This is a genomic window from Escherichia sp. E4702 (assembly GCF_963883545.1).
Taxonomy (GTDB): domain Bacteria; phylum Pseudomonadota; class Gammaproteobacteria; order Enterobacterales; family Enterobacteriaceae; genus Escherichia.
This window is the reverse complement of sequence record NZ_CAWORF010000014.1, coordinates 137,491-156,835: the sequence shown is the minus strand read 5'-3', so window position 1 is coordinate 156,835 and position 19,345 is coordinate 137,491. Positions and strand designations below refer to the sequence as shown.

Annotated in this window: 27 protein-coding genes and 2 pseudogenes; 26 read left to right on the top strand and 3 right to left on the bottom strand. The window is 50.0% G+C overall.

What is annotated here, in order from left to right; translation table 11 throughout:
* Positions 1–23: 23 nt before the first annotated feature.
* Complete coding sequence (locus AACU94_RS06760; protein ID WP_135489156.1) at positions 24–1,217, bottom strand: IS4 family transposase; 1,194 nt, start codon at positions 1,215–1,217, stop codon at positions 24–26.
* A gap of 274 nt (positions 1,218–1,491) precedes the next feature.
* Between AACU94_RS06760 and AACU94_RS06755 the strand changes: the two genes are divergently transcribed.
* From AACU94_RS06755 to AACU94_RS06710, 11 genes and pseudogenes are all read left to right on the top strand, one after another.
* Positions 1,492–1,740, top strand: a complete 249-nt coding sequence (locus AACU94_RS06755; protein WP_000597940.1) for a hypothetical protein — start codon at positions 1,492–1,494, stop codon at positions 1,738–1,740.
* Between the two features lie 83 nt (positions 1,741–1,823).
* Positions 1,824–1,895 (top strand): annotated as a pseudogene (locus tag AACU94_RS24690) (hypothetical protein); the annotation flags it as partial.
* Positions 1,882–2,034: a DNA polymerase III subunit theta gene (locus AACU94_RS06750; RefSeq protein ID WP_135489252.1), complete on the top strand. Its 153-nt coding sequence runs from the start codon at positions 1,882–1,884 to the stop codon at positions 2,032–2,034. The pseudogene AACU94_RS24690 and the gene AACU94_RS06750, both read left to right, overlap by 14 nt.
* 272 nt (positions 2,035–2,306) lie before the next feature.
* A complete protein-coding gene (locus AACU94_RS06745) occupies positions 2,307–3,008 on the top strand; it encodes a hypothetical protein (RefSeq protein ID WP_135489155.1) in 702 nt (233 codons plus the stop codon).
* Positions 3,009–3,174: 166 nt separating this feature from the next.
* Positions 3,175–3,324: pseudogene (locus AACU94_RS06740) on the top strand (S24 family peptidase); the annotation flags it as partial.
* A gap of 32 nt (positions 3,325–3,356) precedes the next feature.
* Positions 3,357–3,695 carry a hypothetical protein gene (locus AACU94_RS06735; protein WP_135489154.1) on the top strand — a complete coding sequence of 113 codons (339 nt, stop codon included), beginning with the start codon at positions 3,357–3,359 and terminating at the stop codon, positions 3,693–3,695.
* 28 nt (positions 3,696–3,723) lie between these two features.
* Positions 3,724–4,152, top strand: coding sequence for a DUF2513 domain-containing protein (locus tag AACU94_RS06730; protein ID WP_135489153.1), 429 nt, complete (start codon positions 3,724–3,726; stop codon positions 4,150–4,152).
* A gap of 82 nt (positions 4,153–4,234) precedes the next feature.
* Positions 4,235–4,534, top strand: a complete 300-nt coding sequence (locus tag AACU94_RS06725) for a hypothetical protein (protein ID WP_122986997.1) — start codon at positions 4,235–4,237, stop codon at positions 4,532–4,534.
* A gap of 77 nt (positions 4,535–4,611) precedes the next feature.
* The gene (locus AACU94_RS06720; protein ID WP_032255648.1) at positions 4,612–4,956 is read left to right on the top strand and encodes a hypothetical protein; all 345 of its coding nucleotides are present in this window, start codon (positions 4,612–4,614) and stop codon (positions 4,954–4,956) included.
* A 75-nt stretch (positions 4,957–5,031) separates the two neighbouring features.
* Positions 5,032–5,277 carry an excisionase family protein gene (locus AACU94_RS06715; protein ID WP_000005726.1) on the top strand — a complete coding sequence of 82 codons (246 nt, stop codon included), beginning with the start codon at positions 5,032–5,034 and terminating at the stop codon, positions 5,275–5,277.
* Positions 5,278–5,322: 45 nt separating this feature from the next.
* Positions 5,323–6,627, top strand: coding sequence for a tyrosine-type recombinase/integrase (locus AACU94_RS06710; RefSeq protein ID WP_135489152.1), 1,305 nt, complete (start codon positions 5,323–5,325; stop codon positions 6,625–6,627).
* Between the two features lie 17 nt (positions 6,628–6,644).
* Here AACU94_RS06710 and fliE read toward each other — a convergent pair whose 3' ends face one another.
* The gene (fliE, locus tag AACU94_RS06705; RefSeq protein WP_130216481.1) at positions 6,645–6,959 is read right to left on the bottom strand and encodes a flagellar hook-basal body complex protein FliE; all 315 of its coding nucleotides are present in this window, start codon (positions 6,957–6,959) and stop codon (positions 6,645–6,647) included.
* Positions 6,960–7,173: 214 nt separating this feature from the next.
* Between fliE and fliF the strand changes: the two genes are divergently transcribed.
* From fliF to rcsA, 14 genes are all read left to right on the top strand, one after another.
* Positions 7,174–8,832, top strand: a complete 1,659-nt coding sequence (gene fliF / locus AACU94_RS06700; RefSeq protein ID WP_135489151.1) for a flagellar basal-body MS-ring/collar protein FliF — start codon at positions 7,174–7,176, stop codon at positions 8,830–8,832.
* The gene (fliG, locus tag AACU94_RS06695) at positions 8,825–9,820 is read left to right on the top strand and encodes a flagellar motor switch protein FliG (RefSeq protein ID WP_032184453.1); all 996 of its coding nucleotides are present in this window, start codon (positions 8,825–8,827) and stop codon (positions 9,818–9,820) included. Before fliF ends, fliG begins: the two co-directional genes overlap by 8 nt.
* Positions 9,813–10,499 carry a flagellar assembly protein FliH gene (gene fliH / locus AACU94_RS06690; protein WP_135489150.1) on the top strand — a complete coding sequence of 229 codons (687 nt, stop codon included), beginning with the start codon at positions 9,813–9,815 and terminating at the stop codon, positions 10,497–10,499. The genes fliG and fliH overlap by 8 nt, the downstream gene beginning before the upstream one ends.
* Positions 10,499–11,869 (top strand): flagellar protein export ATPase FliI, encoded by a 1,371-nt coding sequence (fliI, locus tag AACU94_RS06685; RefSeq protein ID WP_135489149.1) that lies wholly within the window; start codon positions 10,499–10,501, stop codon positions 11,867–11,869. Before fliH ends, fliI begins: the two co-directional genes overlap by 1 nt.
* Before the next feature lie 21 nt (positions 11,870–11,890).
* Positions 11,891–12,334: a flagellar export protein FliJ gene (fliJ, locus tag AACU94_RS06680; RefSeq protein WP_130223617.1), complete on the top strand. Its 444-nt coding sequence runs from the start codon at positions 11,891–11,893 to the stop codon at positions 12,332–12,334.
* Positions 12,331–13,458: a flagellar hook-length control protein FliK gene (locus tag AACU94_RS06675; RefSeq protein WP_135489148.1), complete on the top strand. Its 1,128-nt coding sequence runs from the start codon at positions 12,331–12,333 to the stop codon at positions 13,456–13,458. The genes fliJ and AACU94_RS06675 overlap by 4 nt, the downstream gene beginning before the upstream one ends.
* Positions 13,459–13,562: 104 nt before the next feature.
* Positions 13,563–14,027 carry a flagellar basal body-associated protein FliL gene (fliL, locus tag AACU94_RS06670; RefSeq protein ID WP_130223621.1) on the top strand — a complete coding sequence of 155 codons (465 nt, stop codon included), beginning with the start codon at positions 13,563–13,565 and terminating at the stop codon, positions 14,025–14,027.
* A gap of 4 nt (positions 14,028–14,031) precedes the next feature.
* Positions 14,032–15,036 (top strand): flagellar motor switch protein FliM, encoded by a 1,005-nt coding sequence (fliM, locus tag AACU94_RS06665; protein ID WP_130223623.1) that lies wholly within the window; start codon positions 14,032–14,034, stop codon positions 15,034–15,036.
* Positions 15,033–15,446: a flagellar motor switch protein FliN gene (gene fliN / locus AACU94_RS06660; protein WP_130223625.1), complete on the top strand. Its 414-nt coding sequence runs from the start codon at positions 15,033–15,035 to the stop codon at positions 15,444–15,446. Before fliM ends, fliN begins: the two co-directional genes overlap by 4 nt.
* Before the next feature lie 2 nt (positions 15,447–15,448).
* Positions 15,449–15,814 (top strand): flagellar biosynthetic protein FliO, encoded by a 366-nt coding sequence (fliO, locus tag AACU94_RS06655; protein ID WP_130223702.1) that lies wholly within the window; start codon positions 15,449–15,451, stop codon positions 15,812–15,814.
* Positions 15,814–16,551 (top strand): flagellar type III secretion system pore protein FliP, encoded by a 738-nt coding sequence (fliP, locus tag AACU94_RS06650; protein ID WP_130223627.1) that lies wholly within the window; start codon positions 15,814–15,816, stop codon positions 16,549–16,551. The genes fliO and fliP overlap by 1 nt, the downstream gene beginning before the upstream one ends.
* Positions 16,552–16,560: 9 nt before the next feature.
* Positions 16,561–16,830, top strand: coding sequence for a flagellar biosynthesis protein FliQ (gene fliQ / locus AACU94_RS06645; protein WP_000187358.1), 270 nt, complete (start codon positions 16,561–16,563; stop codon positions 16,828–16,830).
* Between the two features lie 8 nt (positions 16,831–16,838).
* Positions 16,839–17,624 (top strand): flagellar biosynthetic protein FliR, encoded by a 786-nt coding sequence (fliR, locus tag AACU94_RS06640; RefSeq protein WP_130216463.1) that lies wholly within the window; start codon positions 16,839–16,841, stop codon positions 17,622–17,624.
* Positions 17,625–17,913: 289 nt separating this feature from the next.
* Entirely contained in the window at positions 17,914–18,537 is a 624-nt protein-coding gene (gene rcsA, locus AACU94_RS06635) for a transcriptional regulator RcsA (RefSeq protein WP_130216461.1), read from the top strand.
* 43 nt (positions 18,538–18,580) lie between these two features.
* On the opposite strand, the gene dsrB is transcribed toward rcsA, so the two are convergent.
* Positions 18,581–18,769, bottom strand: a complete 189-nt coding sequence (dsrB, locus tag AACU94_RS06630; RefSeq protein WP_000867217.1) for a protein DsrB — start codon at positions 18,767–18,769, stop codon at positions 18,581–18,583.
* Positions 18,770–18,932: 163 nt separating this feature from the next.
* Here dsrB and yodD point away from each other — a divergent pair, with 163 nt between their 5' ends.
* A complete protein-coding gene (gene yodD, locus AACU94_RS06625; RefSeq protein ID WP_000844800.1) occupies positions 18,933–19,160 on the top strand; it encodes a peroxide/acid resistance protein YodD in 228 nt (75 codons plus the stop codon).
* Positions 19,161–19,345: the final 185 nt, after the last annotated feature.

The following is a 19,345-nucleotide window of genomic DNA, read 5'->3' as shown; positions in this document are numbered from 1 at the left end:
TGAGGGATCCCCATAAATCAGCGCTAATAAACCAACACCATATTCTGGTAGGTTTTGGCGAGATGATTAAGAACCGTGCTCAGCACTGTTCGCCTTAAAATTAGCGGGGAGTGTCGTAAGACATTCTCCGCTAATGTCAGATACGAGATTACCCGCCGTGTTTTAATGCTGTTGGCCTGATATCTCAGATGTAATCCTTTGTTTTCAGCATGATAGCCAATAAGCCACAGTACAATTGTACTCAGCGTCGCCAGTAGGCTCAGTACCAGCATTCTTCCCACGGAACGACTGTAACTGGCACGCAGAGCGAACCCGAAGCGCTCGCTTTTTTCATCCCGGAAGTTCTGCTCGATTTGCATGCGACGGCTGTACAATCTCATGATTTCCCGGGGTTTAAAGTCATTTGTACTGCTAAAGATAAGCCACGGTTCTTTTGCCGAAGAACGGCCATCCTTTATTTGGGATTTACGCTCTATGCGGCAACGTGAACGGCGATTCTTCCGGCCTTTCAGCTCTTTTTTATGCAAATAAAAATGGCCATCACACCGGGCATATTCCGAACGGGCAAATGTACCCGTCCCCAGATATTCTGGTTTGCTTCTGGCCTGTAACTCCTGACGCCTGAACCAGCACTCACCTTTGCTGTCCAGCCGCATCTGGATATTTCCCCTGACGCGACCGATAAAATCCCATCCGAGTGACCTTATATGCCGGAACCATGCACTCTGGAAACCCGCATCGGTAACTATTATGACTCTGGCCACAGGGTTTACAGCCTCGGCAAGAGCATCCAGGAAGTTTTTTTGTATCTGCGAGTTCTGCTGTTTTTCTGACGGGACTATCAAGCTTAACAGGGGAAGCGAGCGTCCATCGCAGAGCAGGCTGGCGCGGAGCACATGATGCTCCTGAGATGGATATCCACTCCAGTCAACGGCGATGACACAAAGAGATAGCTGGTTAGTCAGCATGGCAATAATATTACTGAAAATCAGTGGGATATCGCGGTGAAGAGATTCATTACCGAGCAGTCGGTCAACGCGTTTGATTTTATTTTTGACCTGAGCCGGGCCGGGTAAATAACGCCCGATGCTGGTCAGCGTCAGTGATGCGCCATTGATGAGAGCGATGGTGGCATCCAGCAAAGCATTTTGTCGGTATTTGTGAAACGGTGCTAACGCATCGTGGAAAAAATTCTGGCATACTTGTCGAGCAGGCATAGAAGTGATCTCATTGAATTGGTTGCACAAATCAGTAGATCACAAAACTCTATGCCTGTCTTTTTTTACCCGCCCATTACTGGGGATTCCTCAGCGCTTTAGCGGGTTTCATTTTCACGCAAACAACAGAATAAACACTGCACTGTGTATTCATTCCAACGAGTGCATACACGGAGCAATGTCGCTCGTAACTAAACAGGAGCCGACTTGTTCTGATTATTGGAAATCTTCTTTGCCCTCCAATGTGAGGGCAATTTTTTTGACGGAGTGAACGATGATAAAAACTGATTATCCTGCAGAGCTTAAACAAAAAGTAATAACAGCAATTAAATGCTCTTTTATCTCATGTCGTACAGATGAAGAACGATATGTCGTTGAGTGTGCAATTGTCGAGTTTCTCACAGCGATGGAATTTACCGCAGCAGAATCAATAGACGTATTAAAGCAATCGGACGGAAATGATATTGAAACAGATGATGTTATTGACCGACTAATAAAATCATTCGAAGAAGAAATAGAGTAGCCGCCTGAGCGCGGCTTTACCGCATACCAATAATGCTTCACGAGAGGCATTTTCGTTATGCAATCAAATATAAGGAGTTACCCATGATGCACTTTCAGCTCGCGGGTAGCGGCGTCATGTCCGCTTTCTACCCGCACGAATCTGAATTATCACGCTGACCTGGCCGCCAGCGGCGTTGCCTACAAAGAGCGGATGAATATACCGGTAATTGCAGAACAGGTAGCCCGTGAGCAACCGGAGAACTTGCACACCTATTTCATGGAACGGCTACGATACTGGCCGGCGTTGAATTAATCCACATGATGCGCAAGGGGCAATATCAGCATCCTCAGGGTGATGGATTGTCACCCACGGAACAATTTTATCTGCTGACTTTCCACCGTTAACGCGACACAACCTTAATATGCCACAAAGGTTTTTGTTAACGAGCTGCATCTTTTTCTTTTCTGGGTGATGATTGTTTTATAATAAACAAATAACAACATTTATTCTTGTAAAAGTAATAATATCTCTCTGGCGATCGAATTTATTGATCGCATTTCAATTAAACAAATAAGGAGTTTTTTATGCCAAAAATTACCGGTGTTCTAGTGAGCCACCATGTTTTCGATATAAAAGAAGACATGGCTAATGGTTCATTCCCGAAAACATTATTTCCAGGTGCGACATTTCAGATGGTGGTTGACAATGATGTTGTCAATAATAATACGTTGGACTGGAGTGTTGCCACCAATGCGGGAGACAATTCGCTGACTGTAAATCAGGACGGCGTGGTGTCATTTTCAAAAGATATTGATGAAAGCTGCATTGGTAAAACATTTGTTATTTTTGCGAAGGATAAAGCCACAGGGAAATTTGTGTCATCTTATTTAATTAAACCTCATCGCTTCTTTAAACCTCGTACCGCAACGTCGGACAGATTTGACAATGCATGGTTTTGGATTGAGGATAAAAAAGGGACTGTCCCGGCACGACGCGATATCAATAATGTCCATTTCGATGAACTGACGGGAGAAATGTTTCATGATGTAAAACGTGAAGTGAATTCCGGGCTTTTTCAGGAATGGGGATTTTTACTATTTAGTGGGTGGACTAATCCTGTACATAGTGATATTGGTAGTCTCAAATCAGAAATTTTCACTTTAGAAAATGACAGGATATTTATATCGACAGTCAACTCCCTCCCATACTCCAGAGATCTCCATGATGATATGGACTCCCAGCCTGCACAGGCTGTAGCGTTTTACGGGGAATCTGTTGTTTCCTGATGTTTTAATGAGTTTTTAATAGTCTCCGTCTTTTTAATTTAAAGAGACGGAGATTACCGGCTCTGCAACGCGAAGCTCAGGAACAAAGGTTGTGTCGCGTTAACGGTGGAAAGTCAGCAAAAGTTGTATTGCTGGCTTTTCATACAGCCAGCAGATAAATTGTTCCGCGGGTGACAGCCATTACCGCGAAGGCATATTGCAAGGGGCGTTGCTTGTGGTCGATTCCTCACTCACTCCAGTTGATGGTTCGCTGCTTGTATGTGCTATAGAGGAGGAATATCGCATAAAGAGATACCGGAAGCATCCGCGCCGCCATGATTGTCTTTCTCCTGATGCAGGAAAAGCAGAATGGCTAAATCAGCAGCAGAGCGCAAAGCCGATCAGAGAGCCAAGCAAGCATCATCCGGTATGCGTAAGCTGGAGCTTGTACTTGATGCTCAGGAAATTGAAATGCTGGAGCGTGACTGTGCCACGCGTCGCTTCAGGCGTGCGCCTTACGAGTTTGGTGAGTACATCGCGTTACTGAGCCGCCAGGATGATGCACGTGTGCGCTGGCGTATAAAATCGATCAGCAGAAAACGTTGCGGTAAGTGCGGCGAGAGAGTTCCTGTTAATTCATGCCCGTGTAATGGTGACTCACAATGCTGGGTGACCAAAGGCTGGCACGAAACAACATTAATGATATAAATCTCTGTGACATGTCACGGAGGCGGCAATGAAATTAGACCAGCAATATCTAAAAGATCTACTTATCGCATTCGAAAAAACTCATGGCCCTGACACGATGCTTAGTGAACTAGAGGATAATGGCTTTAATAGATATGACCAAAATTTTATTTTCCATATGCGATTATTATGTGACTACGAATTAATAGTCAGGGTTGATGGAAAACCTGGGTTCGGTCATATAATGTCCAAAGCGTTAGGGGAAGGTGTTGGATATAGTTGGATCGAAGTACCACTAAGGTTGACAGCAAGAGGGCATGATTTTATTGCTGACTTACGTCAAAAGGATGTCTGGCAAGCTATAAAAACAAACTTTAAGGATGAGGGAATTAGTACACTTATGAGTGTTTCAAAATCACTAGCAAAAGGCTTGGCAAGGAAAAAGATAAAAGATATTACAGGAATAGATATTAAATAATTCTTAGCATCAAGCAACTACTGCCTTTGGTGGAAATTATATCTGAACTCGCTACGGCGAGTTTTGTTTTATGGAGATGATTATGGTCTGTTCAACATTCAACCATCTAACGTTACAGAAATACCAGCCGGACCCTGAAGATTTATGCTCACTGTGTGGCGGAAATCATGGTAAAGCCGCCATGATCGAATGTAAGGACAAAATCCACATTTGCCTTAATTGCGTTGATGTCCTCGTTGATATCAAAAATGAGAGAGAAGATAAAAAGCGTAGCGAGGCTGTTCGCGCCTTGGATTCATGGATGCGAGATGGGTATAGTGCCGCGCAAATTTATGACTTAGCAATATCAAAAGGCGAAATACCAGGAGTACGCATCGAATAAGACGTAATCAATATTCGAATTGAAGAACCGAAAGAACACCAAGCCGCCTGATGGCGGTTTTTTATTGGAGACAAGAAATGTCAGATTTGGCTATGAAGATTTTGAAATGGCAATCAACTGGCGATGTCGGCATCAGTAGCGCAACTCTTGCCTCAATCGCATGTGGACTGAAAAAGAATATCTATGGTCATCACTTCGGCGCTCCACATGACGCAGCCGATTTCCGACGATGCGTTGCACTTGTTGAGCAGATTCCAGAAATCAGAGATTCATTCGACAAGGTTGCAAAGCGCGTTCCGGCATTCAAAGGCATCCTCAACGAATGGGATTCCCTCGTTGCTCTGTTGAAGTCTGAAATGAAGATACACGGAAACAAAGCACCAGAGACTTACAGAAGAATCAGCGAGCTACGCAAGGACTAACCATGGAATCACACAGCCTCAAACCCAATGAGGCATGTTAACCCCCCCCCTTTCATTCCAGCACCGGAGAAAACAATGAGCGAAGTTAACTTAATTGTGCCCAACGACTGGGTGACAGAGCAAAAACTGATCGAAATTACAGGTTTACGCCCAGGAACCATTGAGAGAGCACGTAAACAATCCTGGCTTGTCGGTCGTGAATATCTCCATGTTGCACCGGACGGTATTCCAAAAGAAAACAGCGAATGCATGTATAACCGCAAGGCTATCGACCAGTGGGTTGAAAGTATGTCAAAAAAACAGCCTGGTGCGCGTCGATGAAGAACCGTTTATGCTTAATGCGCTCTTGGGCGTCAGGAGGGAACAATGGCTAAGACAGCATACCCAACAGGCGTTGAGAACCATGGCGGATCACTCCGCATATGGTTCATGTATAAAGGCACACGAGTACGGGAAAGTCTCGGTGTGCCGGATACACCAAAAAACAGGAAAATAGCTGGCGAGCTACGAGCGTCTGTTTGTTTTTCCATTAAGACGGGTAATTTCGACTATGCCGCTCAGTTTCCGGACTCTCCCAACCTGAGAAAATTTGGTGCGGAAAGTAAGGAAATTACCGTCGCAGACCTGGCTGAGAAATGGCTGGATCTGAAAAAGCTGGAAATCAGTACCAATGCGATGGGGCGTTACAGCTCCATTGTAAGAAATATGGTTCCCCGAATCGGAGGCAACAGACTTGCATCTGCTGTGACTCAGGAAGAACTGCTGTTCATACGAAAGGATTTGCTGACCGGATATCATGTTCTGAAACGTGGGCAAAAAACACCCATTAAGGGACGTTCCGTGCCAACTGTTAATAACTACATGAACACCATGGCGGGGATGTTTCAATTCGCAGCCGACAGCGGATACATCAAAGAAAATCCGTTCGCAGCCATTTCGCAACTGAAGAGATCACGAACGGAACCTGATCCGTTAACCCGTGATGAGTTTGTCAGGTTGATTAACGCATTTAAGCATCAGCAATTAAAAAATATGTGGTCACTGGCTGTTTATACAGGAGTTCGCCACGGGGAGTTGGTTTCTCTGGCATGGGAAGATATAGACCTGAAGGCAGGGACAATGACGATCAGAAGAAACCACACATTAACGAAAGAGTTCACTCTTCCTAAAACCGAAGCGGGAACAAACCGTGTTATCAACCTAATTCAACCAGCAATAGACGTGCTTAAGAATCAGGCTGAAATGACACGGCTTGGTAAGCAGTATCAGGTTGAAGTGAAACTTCGTGAGTATGGTCGAACTGAAATGCATCCGTGCACTTTTGTTTTCAATCCGCAAATCGTTACGCGTAATGGCCTTGCCGGGTACCATTATGCAGTTGGGTCGATTAATCAGTCATGGGAAACTGCAATGCGACGCGCCGGGATTCGCTACCGCAAAGCATATCAGTCCAGGCACACTTATGCATGTTGGTCTTTGACCGCTGGAGCTAACCCTAACTTCATCGCGAAGCAAATGGGACACTCTGATGCTCAGATGGTTTATCGCTTTTACGGATCGTGGATGGCAGAAAACAATCAGGATCAGGTATCCATTTTAAACCAGAAATTGAGTGAGTTTGCCCCATCCATGCCCCACGCTGTGGGATCGGATGTAATTAAACAAGCATAGTCAACAGGTTACAAAACCTACACCTGCATGGACATCATTTCCTGGTACGCCGCCACCAGCTTATTACGCACCTGAATCCCCATTTGCATCGAAACCGACGCTTTTTGCATATCGGTCATCACATCGTTTAGCGCCACGCCGGGTTCGCCGAGGGTGAATTTTTCTGCCTGGGTGCGGGCGGCGGTTTGCGTATCACTTATGCGATTGAGCGCGGCATGAAGTTGTCCGGCAAAACTGATGCCAGGTTGTGGTAGTGATTCCTGCGCACGGGCACTCATCGCCGTAGCCTGTAACTGGCTGATAACCCCTTCAATCCCCTGTATGGCTGACATATTCATCTCCTGGACCATTTCTGGTAGCAGAGATTAACAGTAAGTCAATAAGATAAAGGCGTTAAATAACGATAAAAAACCGGGTTAATTGGCGCATAGAAAAAAATAAAACCACAAATAATGAGGCCGTCAATTTTTCGAGTTTGCTGACCCGGGAGTGCGTCTTGTTCCACTTTGCCAATAACGCCGTCTTTCATCTGCCGCGAGGTGCGCGATGAATACGACTGCAGCCCAGACAAAATCTCTTGAGTGGCTTAATCGCCTACGCGCGAATCCGAGAATCCCTTTGATTGTTGCTGGTTCCGCTGCTGTGGCAGTGATAGTCGCGTTAGTTCTATGGGCAAAAGCCCCTGATTACCGCACGTTATTCAGCAACCTTTCCGATCAGGATGGTGGCGCGATCGTCAGCCAACTGACGCAGATGAACATCCCCTACCGCTTTAGTGAAGCCAGTGGTGCAATTGAAGTTCCGGCGGATAAGGTTCACGAATTGCGTCTGCGTCTGGCGCAGCAAGGCTTACCTAAAGGCGGGGCGGTCGGCTTTGAGCTGCTCGATCAGGAAAAGTTTGGTATCAGCCAGTTCAGCGAACAGGTGAATTATCAGCGAGCGCTGGAAGGCGAGCTTTCTCGTACCATCGAAACTATCGGCCCGGTAAAAGGGGCGCGCGTGCATCTGGCGATGCCGAAACCGTCTTTATTTGTCCGTGAACAAAAATCCCCTTCCGCATCGGTGACTGTGAATTTATTGCCAGGACGTGCGCTGGATGAAGGGCAAATTAGCGCCGTTGTGCATCTGGTTTCCAGTGCAGTAGCTGGGCTGCCACCGGGTAACGTTACGCTGGTGGATCAAGGTGGGCATCTGTTAACCCAGTCCAACACCAGCGGGCGCGATCTCAATGACGTTCAGTTGAAATATACCAGCGATGTCGAAGGCCGCATTCAGCGTCGTATTGAAGCAATTCTGTCGCCTATTGTCGGCAACGGCAATATTCATGCGCAAGTCACAGCGCAGCTGGATTTCGCCAGTAAAGAGCAAACAGAAGAGCAGTATCGCCCTAATGGCAATGAGTCACAGGCAGCACTTCGTTCCCGTCAACTGAATGAAAGCGAGCAAAGCGGTTCCGGTTATCCGGGCGGCGTGCCGGGGGCATTATCTAATCAACCCGCGCCCGCAAATAACGCGCCGATCAGTACGCCTCCGGCAAATCAAAACAATCGCCAGCAACAGACGAGCACCACCAGCAATAGTGGGCCGCGCAGCACACAGCGTAATGAAACCAGCAACTACGAAGTCGATCGCACCATTCGTCATACCAAAATGAACGTCGGCGACGTGCAACGTCTGTCTGTCGCGGTAGTGGTGAATTACAAAACGCTGCCGGATGGCAAACCGTTGCCACTGAGCGCCGAACAGATGAAACAAATTGATGATCTGACCCGCGAGGCAATGGGCTTTTCGGAAAAACGCGGTGATTCGCTCAATGTCGTCAACTCGCCGTTTACCAGTAGTGATGAAAGTGGTGGTGAGTTGCCGTTCTGGCAACAACAAGCGTTTATCGATCAGTTGCTGGCTGCCGGTCGCTGGTTGCTGGTACTGCTGGTGGCGTGGCTGCTGTGGCGTAAAGCGGTACGTCCGCAATTAATCCGCCGCGCTGAGGTGGTGAAAGCCGTTCAGCAACAGACACAAACTCGCCAGGAGACGGAAGATGCAGTGGAAGTACGCCTGAGCAAAGACGAACAACTGCAACAACGCCGCGCTAACCAACGTCTGGGGGCTGAGGTAATGAGCCAGCGCATCCGCGACATGTCTGATAACGATCCGCGCGTAGTGGCGCTGGTCATTCGCCAGTGGATAAATAACGATCATGAGTAACCTGACAGGCACCGATAAAAGCGTCATTCTGCTGATGACCATTGGCGAAGACCGGGCGGCAGAGGTATTCAAGCACCTGTCCCAACGAGAAGTGCAGACCCTGAGCGCGGCAATGGCGAACGTCTCGCAGATCTCCAACAAACAGTTAACTGAAGTACTGGCAGAGTTTGAACAAGAAGCCGAACAGTTTGCCGCACTGAATATTAACGCCAATGATTATCTGCGTTCAGTGCTGGTCAAAGCGCTGGGCGAAGAGCGTGCCGCCAGCCTGCTGGAAGATATTCTCGAAACCCGCGACACTGCCAGCGGTATTGAAACGCTCAACTTTATGGAGCCGCAGAGCGCCGCCGATCTGATTCGCGATGAACATCCGCAGATTATCGCCACCATTCTGGTGCATCTGAAACGCGCTCAAGCCGCCGATATTCTGGCGTTGTTCGATGAACGTCTGCGCCACGACGTGATGCTACGTATCGCTACCTTTGGCGGCGTACAACCTGCCGCGCTGGCTGAACTGACAGAAGTGCTGAATGGCCTGCTCGATGGCCAGAATCTCAAACGCAGCAAAATGGGCGGCGTGAGAACAGCAGCGGAAATTATCAACCTGATGAAAACTCAGCAGGAAGAAGCGGTTATTACCGCCGTGCGTGAATTTGACGGCGAACTGGCGCAGAAAATCATCGACGAGATGTTCCTGTTCGAAAATCTGGTGGATGTCGACGATCGCAGCATCCAGCGTCTGTTGCAGGAAGTGGATTCCGAATCGCTGCTGATCGCGCTGAAAGGGGCCGAGCAGCCACTGCGCGAGAAATTCCTGCGCAATATGTCGCAGCGTGCCGCCGATATTCTGCGCGACGATCTTGCCAACCGTGGTCCGGTGCGTCTGTCGCAGGTGGAAAACGAACAGAAAGCGATTCTGCTGATTGTGCGCCGCCTTGCCGAAACCGGCGAGATGGTGATTGGCAGCGGCGAGGATACCTATGTCTGATAATCTGCCGTGGAAAACCTGGACACCGGACGATCTCGCGCCACCCCTGGCGGAGTTTGTGCCACTGATGGAGCCAGAAGAAACCGTCACTGAAGAGGCCGAACCCAGCCTTGAGCAACAACTGGCGCAACTGCAAATGCAGGCCCACGAGCAAGGTTATCAGGCGGGGATTGCCGAAGGTCGCCAGCAAGGCCATGAACAAGGCTATCAGGAAGGTCTGGCTCAGGGGCTGGAACAAGGACTGGCAGAGGCGAAGTCTCAACAAGCGCCAATTCATGCCCGGATGCAGCAACTGGTCAGCGAGTTTCAGACCACCCTTGATGCGCTTGATAGTGTGATTGCTTCGCGCCTGATGCAGATGGCGCTGGAGGCAGCGCGTCAGGTGATCGGCCAGACGCCAACGGTGGACAACTCGGCACTGATCAAACAGATCCAACAGTTGTTGCAGCAAGAACCGTTATTCAGTGGCAAACCGCAGCTACGCGTGCATCCGGATGATCTGCAACGTGTTGATGAGATGCTCGGCGCAACCTTAAGTTTGCATGGCTGGCGCTTGCGCGGCGACCCGACCCTCCATCCTGGCGGTTGTAAAGTCTCCGCTGATGAAGGCGATCTCGACGCCAGTGTCGCCACCCGCTGGCAAGAACTCTGCCGTCTGGCAGCGCCAGGAGTGGTGTAATGACCACGCGGCTGACTCGCTGGCTAACCTCGCTGGATAACTTCGAAGCCAAAATGGCGCAGTTGCCTGCGGTGCGTCGCTACGGGCGATTAACCCGCGCCACCGGGCTGGTGCTGGAAGCCACCGGATTGCAACTGCCGCTCGGCGCAACCTGTGTCATTGAACGACAGAACGGCACTGAAACGCACGAAGTAGAAAGCGAAGTGGTTGGCTTTAACGGTCAACGGCTGTTTTTAATGCCGCTGGAGGAAGTGGAAGGCGTGCTGCCCGGCGCACGCGTTTACGCCAAAAATATCTCCGGCGATGGGCTGCAAAGCGGCAAGCAGCTTCCACTTGGTCCGGCGTTATTAGGTCGCGTTCTGGACGGCAGCGGTAAACCGCTCGATGGTCTGCCCTCCCCCGATACGACGGAAACTGGCGCCCTGATTACCCCGCCGTTTAACCCGTTGCAACGTACACCGATTGAGCATGTGCTGGATACGGGCGTGCGCCCGATTAATGCCCTGCTTACCGTTGGGCGCGGGCAGCGTATGGGGCTGTTTGCCGGTTCCGGCGTCGGTAAAAGTGTGCTGCTGGGAATGATGGCGCGCTACACCCGTGCCGATGTGATCGTCGTTGGTTTGATTGGTGAACGTGGGCGAGAAGTAAAAGATTTTATTGAAAATATTCTCGGTGCCGAAGGGCGTGCGCGCTCCGTGGTGATTGCCGCTCCGGCGGATGTTTCTCCGCTCCTGCGAATGCAGGGTGCCGCCTATGCCACGCGCATTGCCGAAGATTTTCGCGATCGTGGTCAGCATGTGTTGCTGATTATGGACTCCCTCACCCGCTACGCGATGGCCCAGCGTGAGATTGCGCTGGCGATTGGCGAACCACCCGCCACCAAAGGTTATCCGCCGTCGGTATTCGCCAAATTACCGGCGCTGGTCGAACGTGCCGGAAACGGAATCAGTGGCGGCGGCTCGATTACCGCGTTTTATACCGTGCTCACCGAAGGTGATGACCAGCAGGATCCGATTGCCGACTCCGCGCGGGCGATCCTCGACGGTCACATCGTGCTGTCTCGCCGTCTGGCAGAAGCCGGACACTATCCGGCGATTGATATTGAAGCCTCAATCAGCCGTGCAATGACGGCGTTGATCAGCGAGCAGCATTACGCGCGAGTGCGCACATTCAAGCAGCTGTTGTCGAGTTTTCAACGTAACCGCGATCTGGTTAGCGTCGGCGCGTATGCCAAAGGCAGCGATCCAATGCTCGATAAAGCTATCGCCTTGTGGCCGCAGCTGGAGGGCTATTTGCAACAAGGCATTTTTGAACGCGCGGACTGGGAAGACTCTCTCCAGGGGCTGGAACGTATTTTTCCGACGGTGTGATTACGCAGGAGATAGCAACAGATGGCAGAACATGGCGCCCTGGCGACCCTGAAAGATCTGGCAGAAAAAGAGGTGGATAATGCGGCCCGCCTGCTGGGTGAAATGCGTCGCGGATGTCAGCAAGCGGAAGAACAACTCAAAATGCTGATCGATTATCAAAACGAATATCGCAGCAACCTGAACAACGACATGAGTGCAGGAATGACCAGTAATCGCTGGATCAACTACCAGCAGTTCATTCAGACGCTGGAAAAGGCCATTACCCAGCACCGCCAGCAGCTTAATCAGTGGACGCAGAAAGTTGACATTGCTCTGAACAGCTGGCGAGAAAAGAAACAACGCTTGCAGGCCTGGCAGACCCTCCAGGAACGGCAATCCACGGCGGCCCTGTTAGCAGAAAACCGCCTCGTTCAGAAAAAGATGGACGAGTTCGCCCAGCGCGCCGCCATGAGGAAAACTGAATGATTCGTTTAGCGCCCTTGATTACCGCTGACGTTGACACATCCACATTGCCCGGTGCTAGCGCCACTGACACGGCACAGGATTTTCTTGCGTTGTTGAGCGGGGCATTAGCAGGAGATGCAGCACCAGGCAAAGCTTCGCCATTGCTTCAGGTTGCAGTGGATACCCCACACGCGCAAGGTAAAGAACGCGCCAACGAAATTCTGGCCGGGGTATTGCCGTCTGATTTACACATCGCTACTGACGAAACGCTGGCTGAAATAACCGCAGCACGACCCGATACAACGCCGCTGACGACGGCTCTGGTTAATACGCTGGCAGCCATGCCAGAAAAGGAAACGGTCGCCGACGATAAAACGGATGACCTTAATGAAGATGCTGTCGCCAGCCTGAGCGCCCTTTTTGCTATGCTGCCCGGTTTTGACAATCCCCCCAAAGTGACTGATGCGCCTGTAACAACGTTACCGACGCAGAAGCAAGCACTCTCAGCAAAACTGACTACCGCGCAACTCGCAACAGCTCAACCTGACGACGCCCCTGGCGCGCCAGATCAGCCATTAACACCGCTGGTCGCTGAAGCCCAGAGTAAAGCGGAGATCATCAGCACGCCTTCACCTGTTACTACTGTCACCAGTCCGCTAATTACTCCGCACCAGACGCAGCCACTGCCCACCGTCGCAGCGCCTGTTTTGAGCGCACCGCTGGGTTCCCACGAATGGCAACAATCCTTAAGCCAGCATATTTCGCTGTTTACCCGCCAGGGGCAACAAAGTGCCGAACTGCGTTTGCATCCGCAAGATTTAGGCGAAGTGCAAATCTCCCTTAAGGTGGATGACAACCAGGCGCAAATTCAGATGGTTTCACCGCATCAGCACGTGCGCGCCGCTCTGGAAGCGGCTTTGCCGGTACTGCGCACACAACTGGCAGAAAGCGGAATTCAGTTGGGGCAGAGCAATATCAGCGGAGAGAGTTTTAGCGGTCAGCAGCAGGCAGCTTCCGAGCAACAACAACGTCCACGCACATCAGGCCATGAACGCCTGACAACCGAGGATGACGATGCATTGCCAGTTCCCACAACTCTCCAGAGAGTTTCATCGGGCAATAGTGGCGTCGATATTTTCGCCTAACGCCAGAGGTAACACCTTAATCCGCGTCTTTTCCCCGCTTTGCCACACTTAAGACGCAGGATAATTAGCCGATAAGCAGTAGCGACACAGGAAGACCGCAACACATGACTGATTACGCGATAAGCAAGAAAAGCAGGCGATCGCTTTGGCTCCCGATCCTGGTATTCATCACTCTCGCGGCCTGTGCCAGCGCGGGTTACAGCTACTGGCATTCGCAACAAGTGACCGCTGGCGACAAAGCACAGCAACGCGTCGTACTCTCACCTGTCTTCTATGCGCTGGACACTTTTACGGTCAATCTTGGCGATGCAGATCGCGTACTTTATATCGGCATAACGCTGCGGCTGAAAGATGAAGCCACCCGTTCGCGGCTGAGCGAGTATTTGCCGGAAGTCCGCAGTCGCTTGCTGTTACTGTTTTCGCGCCAGGATGCCGCCGTGCTGGCAACGGAAGAAGGCAAGCAAAAACTGATTGCCGCAATTAAAGCCACACTCTCCCCCCCGCTTGTTGCCGGGCAACCGAAACAGGATGTCACCGACGTGCTGTATACCGCTTTTATTCTGCGATAACGACATGGGCGATAGTATTCTTTCTCAAGCTGAAATTGATGCGCTGTTGAATGGCGACAGCGAGGTCAAAGACGAACCGACAACCAGTGTTAGCGGCGAAAGTGACATTCGTCCGTACGATCCCAACACGCAACGCCGGGTTGTTCGCGAACGGTTACAGGCGCTGGAAATCATCAATGAACGTTTTGCCCGCCATTTTCGTATGGGGCTGTTCAACCTGCTGCGCCGTAGCCCGGACATTACCGTCGGGGCCATCCGCATACAGCCGTACCATGAATTTGCCCGCAACCTGCCGGTGCCGACCAACCTGAACCTTATCCATCTGAAACCGCTGCGCGGAACAGGGCTGGTGGTGTTTTCGCCGAGTCTGGTGTTTATCGCCGTGGATAACCTGTTTGGCGGCGATGGACGCTTCCCTACCAAAGTAGAAGGTCGCGAGTTTACTCATACCGAACAGCGCGTCATTAATCGCATGTTGAAGCTGGCACTTGAAGGCTATAGCGACGCGTGGAAGGCGATTAATCCGCTGGAAGTCGAGTACGTGCGTTCCGAAATGCAGGTGAAATTTACCAATATCACCACCTCACCGAACGACATTGTGGTTAACACGCCGTTCCATGTGGAGATTGGCAACCTGACCGGCGAATTTAATATCTGCCTGCCATTCAGCATGATCGAGCCACTGAGGGAATTGTTGGTTAACCCGCCGCTGGAAAACTCGCGTAATGAAGATCAGAACTGGCGCGATAACCTGGTGCGCCAGGTGCAACATTCACAGCTGGAGCTGGTTGCCAACTTTGCCGATATTTCACTGCGCCTGTCGCAGATTTTAAAGCTGAAGCCCGGCGATGTCCTGCCGATTGAAAAACCCGATCGCATTATCGCCCATGTTGACGACGTTCCGGTACTAACCAGCCAGTACGGCACCATCAACGGTCAGTACGCGTTACGGATAGAACATTTGATTAACCCGATTTTGAATTCTCTGAACGAGGAACAGCCCAAATGAGTGACTTGAATAATCCGGCCGATGACAACAGCGGCGCAATGGACGATCTGTGGGCGGAAGCGTTGAGCGAACAAAAATCAACAAGCGGCAAAAGCGCGGCTGAAGCGGTGTTCCAGCAGCTTGGCGGCGGCGACGTCAGTGGAACATTGCAGGATATCGACCTGATTATGGATATTCCGGTTAAGCTGACCGTCGAACTGGGCCGCACACGAATGACCATCAAAGAGTTGTTGCGTCTGACGCAAGGGTCAGTAGTAGCGCTGGACGGTCTGGCGGGCGAACCACTGGATATTCTGATCAACGGTTATTTAATTGCTCAGGGCGAAGTTGTCGTAGTCGCTGATAAATATGGCGTGCGGATCACCGATATCATTACCCCGTCCGAGCGGATGCGCCGCCTGAGCCGTTAGTGATGAATAACCACGCTACTGTACAACCTTCCGCGCCGGTTTCTGCTGCTCCGCTCCTTCAGGTGAGCGGCGCGCTAATTGCCATTATTGTCCTGATCCTCGCGGCGGCCTGGCTGGTAAAAAGGCTGGGATTTGCTCCCAAACGTAATGGCACGAACGGGCTGAAAGTCAGCGCTAGTGCCTCGTTGGGGGCGCGTGAACGGGTCGTGGTGGTCGATGTGGAAGATGCGCGACTGGTGCTCGGCGTTACTGCCGGGCAAATCAATCTGCTGCATAAACTTCCCCCTTCTGCGCCAACGGAAGAGTTACCTCAAGCCGATTTTCAGTCGGTCATGAAAAATTTACTTAAGCGTGGCGGGAGAGCCTGATGCGTCGTCTCTTGTCTGCCGCACCGGCCCTTCTCTGGCTGTTTACTCCCCTCGCCTTTGCTCAACTGCCTGGCATCACCAGCCAGCCGCTGCCTGGCGGTGGACAAAGCTGGTCACTCCCGGTGCAGACGCTGGTGTTCATCACCTCGCTGACTTTTATTCCGGCAATTTTACTGATGATGACCAGCTTCACCCGCATCATCATTGTTTTTGGTTTATTGCGTAACGCTCTGGGAACGCCCTCCGCGCCGCCCAACCAGGTATTGCTGGGGCTGGCGCTGTTTTTGACCTTTTTTATTATGTCTCCAGTAATCGACAAAATTTATGTCGATGCGTATCAGCCGTTCAGCGAAGAGAAAATATCAATGCAGGAGGCGCTGGAAAAAGGGGCGCAGCCACTGCGTGAGTTTATGCTGCGTCAGACCCGCGAGGCGGATTTAGGGTTGTTTGCCAGGCTGGCGAATACCGGCCCGTTGCAGGGACCTGAAGCAGTACCGATGCGCATTTTGCTCCCGGCCTACGTGACCAGCGAGTTGAAAACCGCCTTCCAGATAGGCTTCACGATTTTCATTCCGTTTTTGATTATCGACCTGGTTATTGCAAGCGTGTTGATGGCATTGGGGATGATGATGGTTCCCCCCGCGACCATTGCTCTGCCGTTTAAACTGATGCTGTTTGTACTAGTGGATGGCTGGCAATTGCTGGTCGGTTCACTGGCGCAGAGCTTTTACAGCTAGAGAGGCCAAATGACACCCGAATCGGTCATGATGATGGGGACAGAAGCGATGAAAGTCGCGCTGGCACTGGCTGCCCCGCTGTTGCTGGTGGCGTTGGTCACCGGTCTTATCATCAGTATTTTGCAGGCCGCCACGCAGATTAACGAAATGACGCTGTCGTTTATTCCGAAAATTATCGCCGTATTTATCGCCATTATTATTGCCGGACCGTGGATGCTCAACCTGTTGCTGGATTACGTTCGTACCTTATTCACTAACCTGCCGTATATCATCGGGTAATCGATGTAATGTTGCAGGTAACAAGCGATCAATGGCTTTCCTGGTTAAGCCTGTATTTCTGGCCATTACTGCGTGTGCTGGCGCTGATCTCCACCGCGCCCATTTTGAGCGAACGCAGCGTGCCAAAACGGGTAAAACTAGGCCTCGCAATGATGATCACGTTCGCCATTGCTCCGGCAATCCCCGCCAACGATGTTGCCGTTTTTTCGTTCTATGCCCTATGGCTGGCGGTGCAGCAAATCCTGATTGGCATTGCACTTGGCTTTACCATGCAATTTGCCTTTGCCGCTGTTCGAACCGCTGGCGAAATTATCGGTCTGCAAATGGGGCTGTCATTTGCGACGTTCGTCGATCCTGGCAGCCATCTCAATATGCCCGTCTTAGCGCGCATTATGGATATGCTGGCGTTACTGCTGTTCCTGACATTTAACGGTCATTTATGGTTGATTTCACTGCTGGTCGATACGTTTCACACTCTACCCATTGGTGGCGAACCGCTGAACAGCAATGCATTTCTGGCACTCACCAAAGCAGGGAGTCTGATTTTCCTTAACGGGTTGATGCTGGCGTTACCGCTGATTACCCTGTTGCTGACCCTGAATCTGGCATTAGGTTTACTGAATCGCATGGCCCCGCAATTATCAATTTTTGTTATTGGTTTTCCATTAACGTTGACTGTCGGCATCTCATTAATGGCGGCATTAATGCCGTTAATTGCTCCTTTTTGCGAACATTTATTTAGTGAAATTTTTAATTTGCTGGCGGATATTATCAGCGAATTGCCTGTAATATGATTCCCTAATGTTTCTCTTGTTATCCTAAGGATTATCCGAAAAATAATACCAGCGAACATCTTCCAGGATACTCCTGTGGCGAAATATTTGTTTTAACCTCACTCACATATCGCAACATTTACTTTACTTTAAGACAATTCCAGGCAAATTATACAACGCTTTACGGGATAGTAAGTCCGCCTGAAAATTCGCGAGAGTGGCGCATTAGGTGACCCATGTCGTTCCGTTTAGTCATGATGAAATATTCAGGTAAGGGGAATTATCGTTACGCATTGAGTGAGGGTATGCCATGTCAACGATTATTATGGATTTATGTAGTTACACCCGGCTGGGTTTGACCGGGTATCTGTTGAGTAGAGGGGTGAAAAAAAGAGAAATCAACGACATTGAAACCGTTGATGACCTTGCCATCGCTTGTGATTCACAGCACCCTTCAGTGGTGTTTATTAATGAGGACTGTTTTATCCACGATGCTTCTAACAGTCAACGTATCAAGTACATCATTAATCAACATCCCAATACGTTATTTATCGTTTTTATGGCAATTGCCAATGTTCATTTTGATGAATATCTATTGGTCAGAAAAAATTTATTGATCAGTTCCAAATCGATTAAACCGGAATCTCTTGATGATATCCTTGGCGATATTCTGAAAAAAGAGACAACGATGGCCAGCATTTTAAATATGCCAACGCTATCATTAAGCCGGACCGAATCGAGTATGTTGCGAATGTGGATGGCTGGCCAGGGAACGATTCAAATATCCGACCAAATGAATATTAAAGCCAAGACCGTTTCATCGCATAAAGGCAATATTAAACGTAAGATCAAAACGCATAATAAACAGGTTATCTACCATGTCGTCCGACTGACGGATAATGTGACAAATGGTATTTTTGTCAACATGCGCTAGGGCATACTGACTGGTGGTATTCCACCAGTCAGGCTGACAGAAATTACTCTGCTTTCTCCACAAAGATACCATCCTGATGCCCTGCTTCATTAAAGAACCAGATGCCGAGCGGGTAGTCTTCCAGCGAAACCAGGTACATTGTGCCTTCACTAAACTCCTCAACTGCCAGTACCACGCCAGGACGACGCGGACCGCCATCCGTTTTGACTGTTACCCGATCATTCACCTTCATCGTTTTCCTCCTGTGGCTTTGTGCCAGTTTAGAACAATTTCGTTTTTCTGACAGCGCCAGGCGCGTGCGAGTGCTGATTTTCTCAACGGTCTATACTTAAGAAATGCCTGGCTGACATGACGTGTCGGCAGCAACATATAAGCAACGGTTGCGAGGATAGATGATGAAAACCGCAAAAGAGTACAGCGATACCGCAAAACGTGAGGTCAGCGTCGATGTCGATGCCCTGCTGGCGGCGATCAATGAAATTAGCGAAAGCGAAGTTCATCGCAGCCAGAACGATTCAGAACACGTCAGCGTCGATGGCCGTGAATATCATACATGGCGTGAATTAGCCGATGCCTTTGAACTTGATATTCATGACTTTAGCGTCTCTGAAGTGAATCGCTAAATGCGTGATAAAAAAATCCCGACCCTTGTTGGGGTCGGGATCAAACTTGCTTAAGCAAGAAGCACTTAAAAAATTCGTTACACCAGGAAATCTGATGCGTTCATCACCTTATCCGCAATTTTTTAGGCTGACAAGAAAATATTCTTGATATGAATGATTAACGTCACTAATGAATGGAAGTGTGA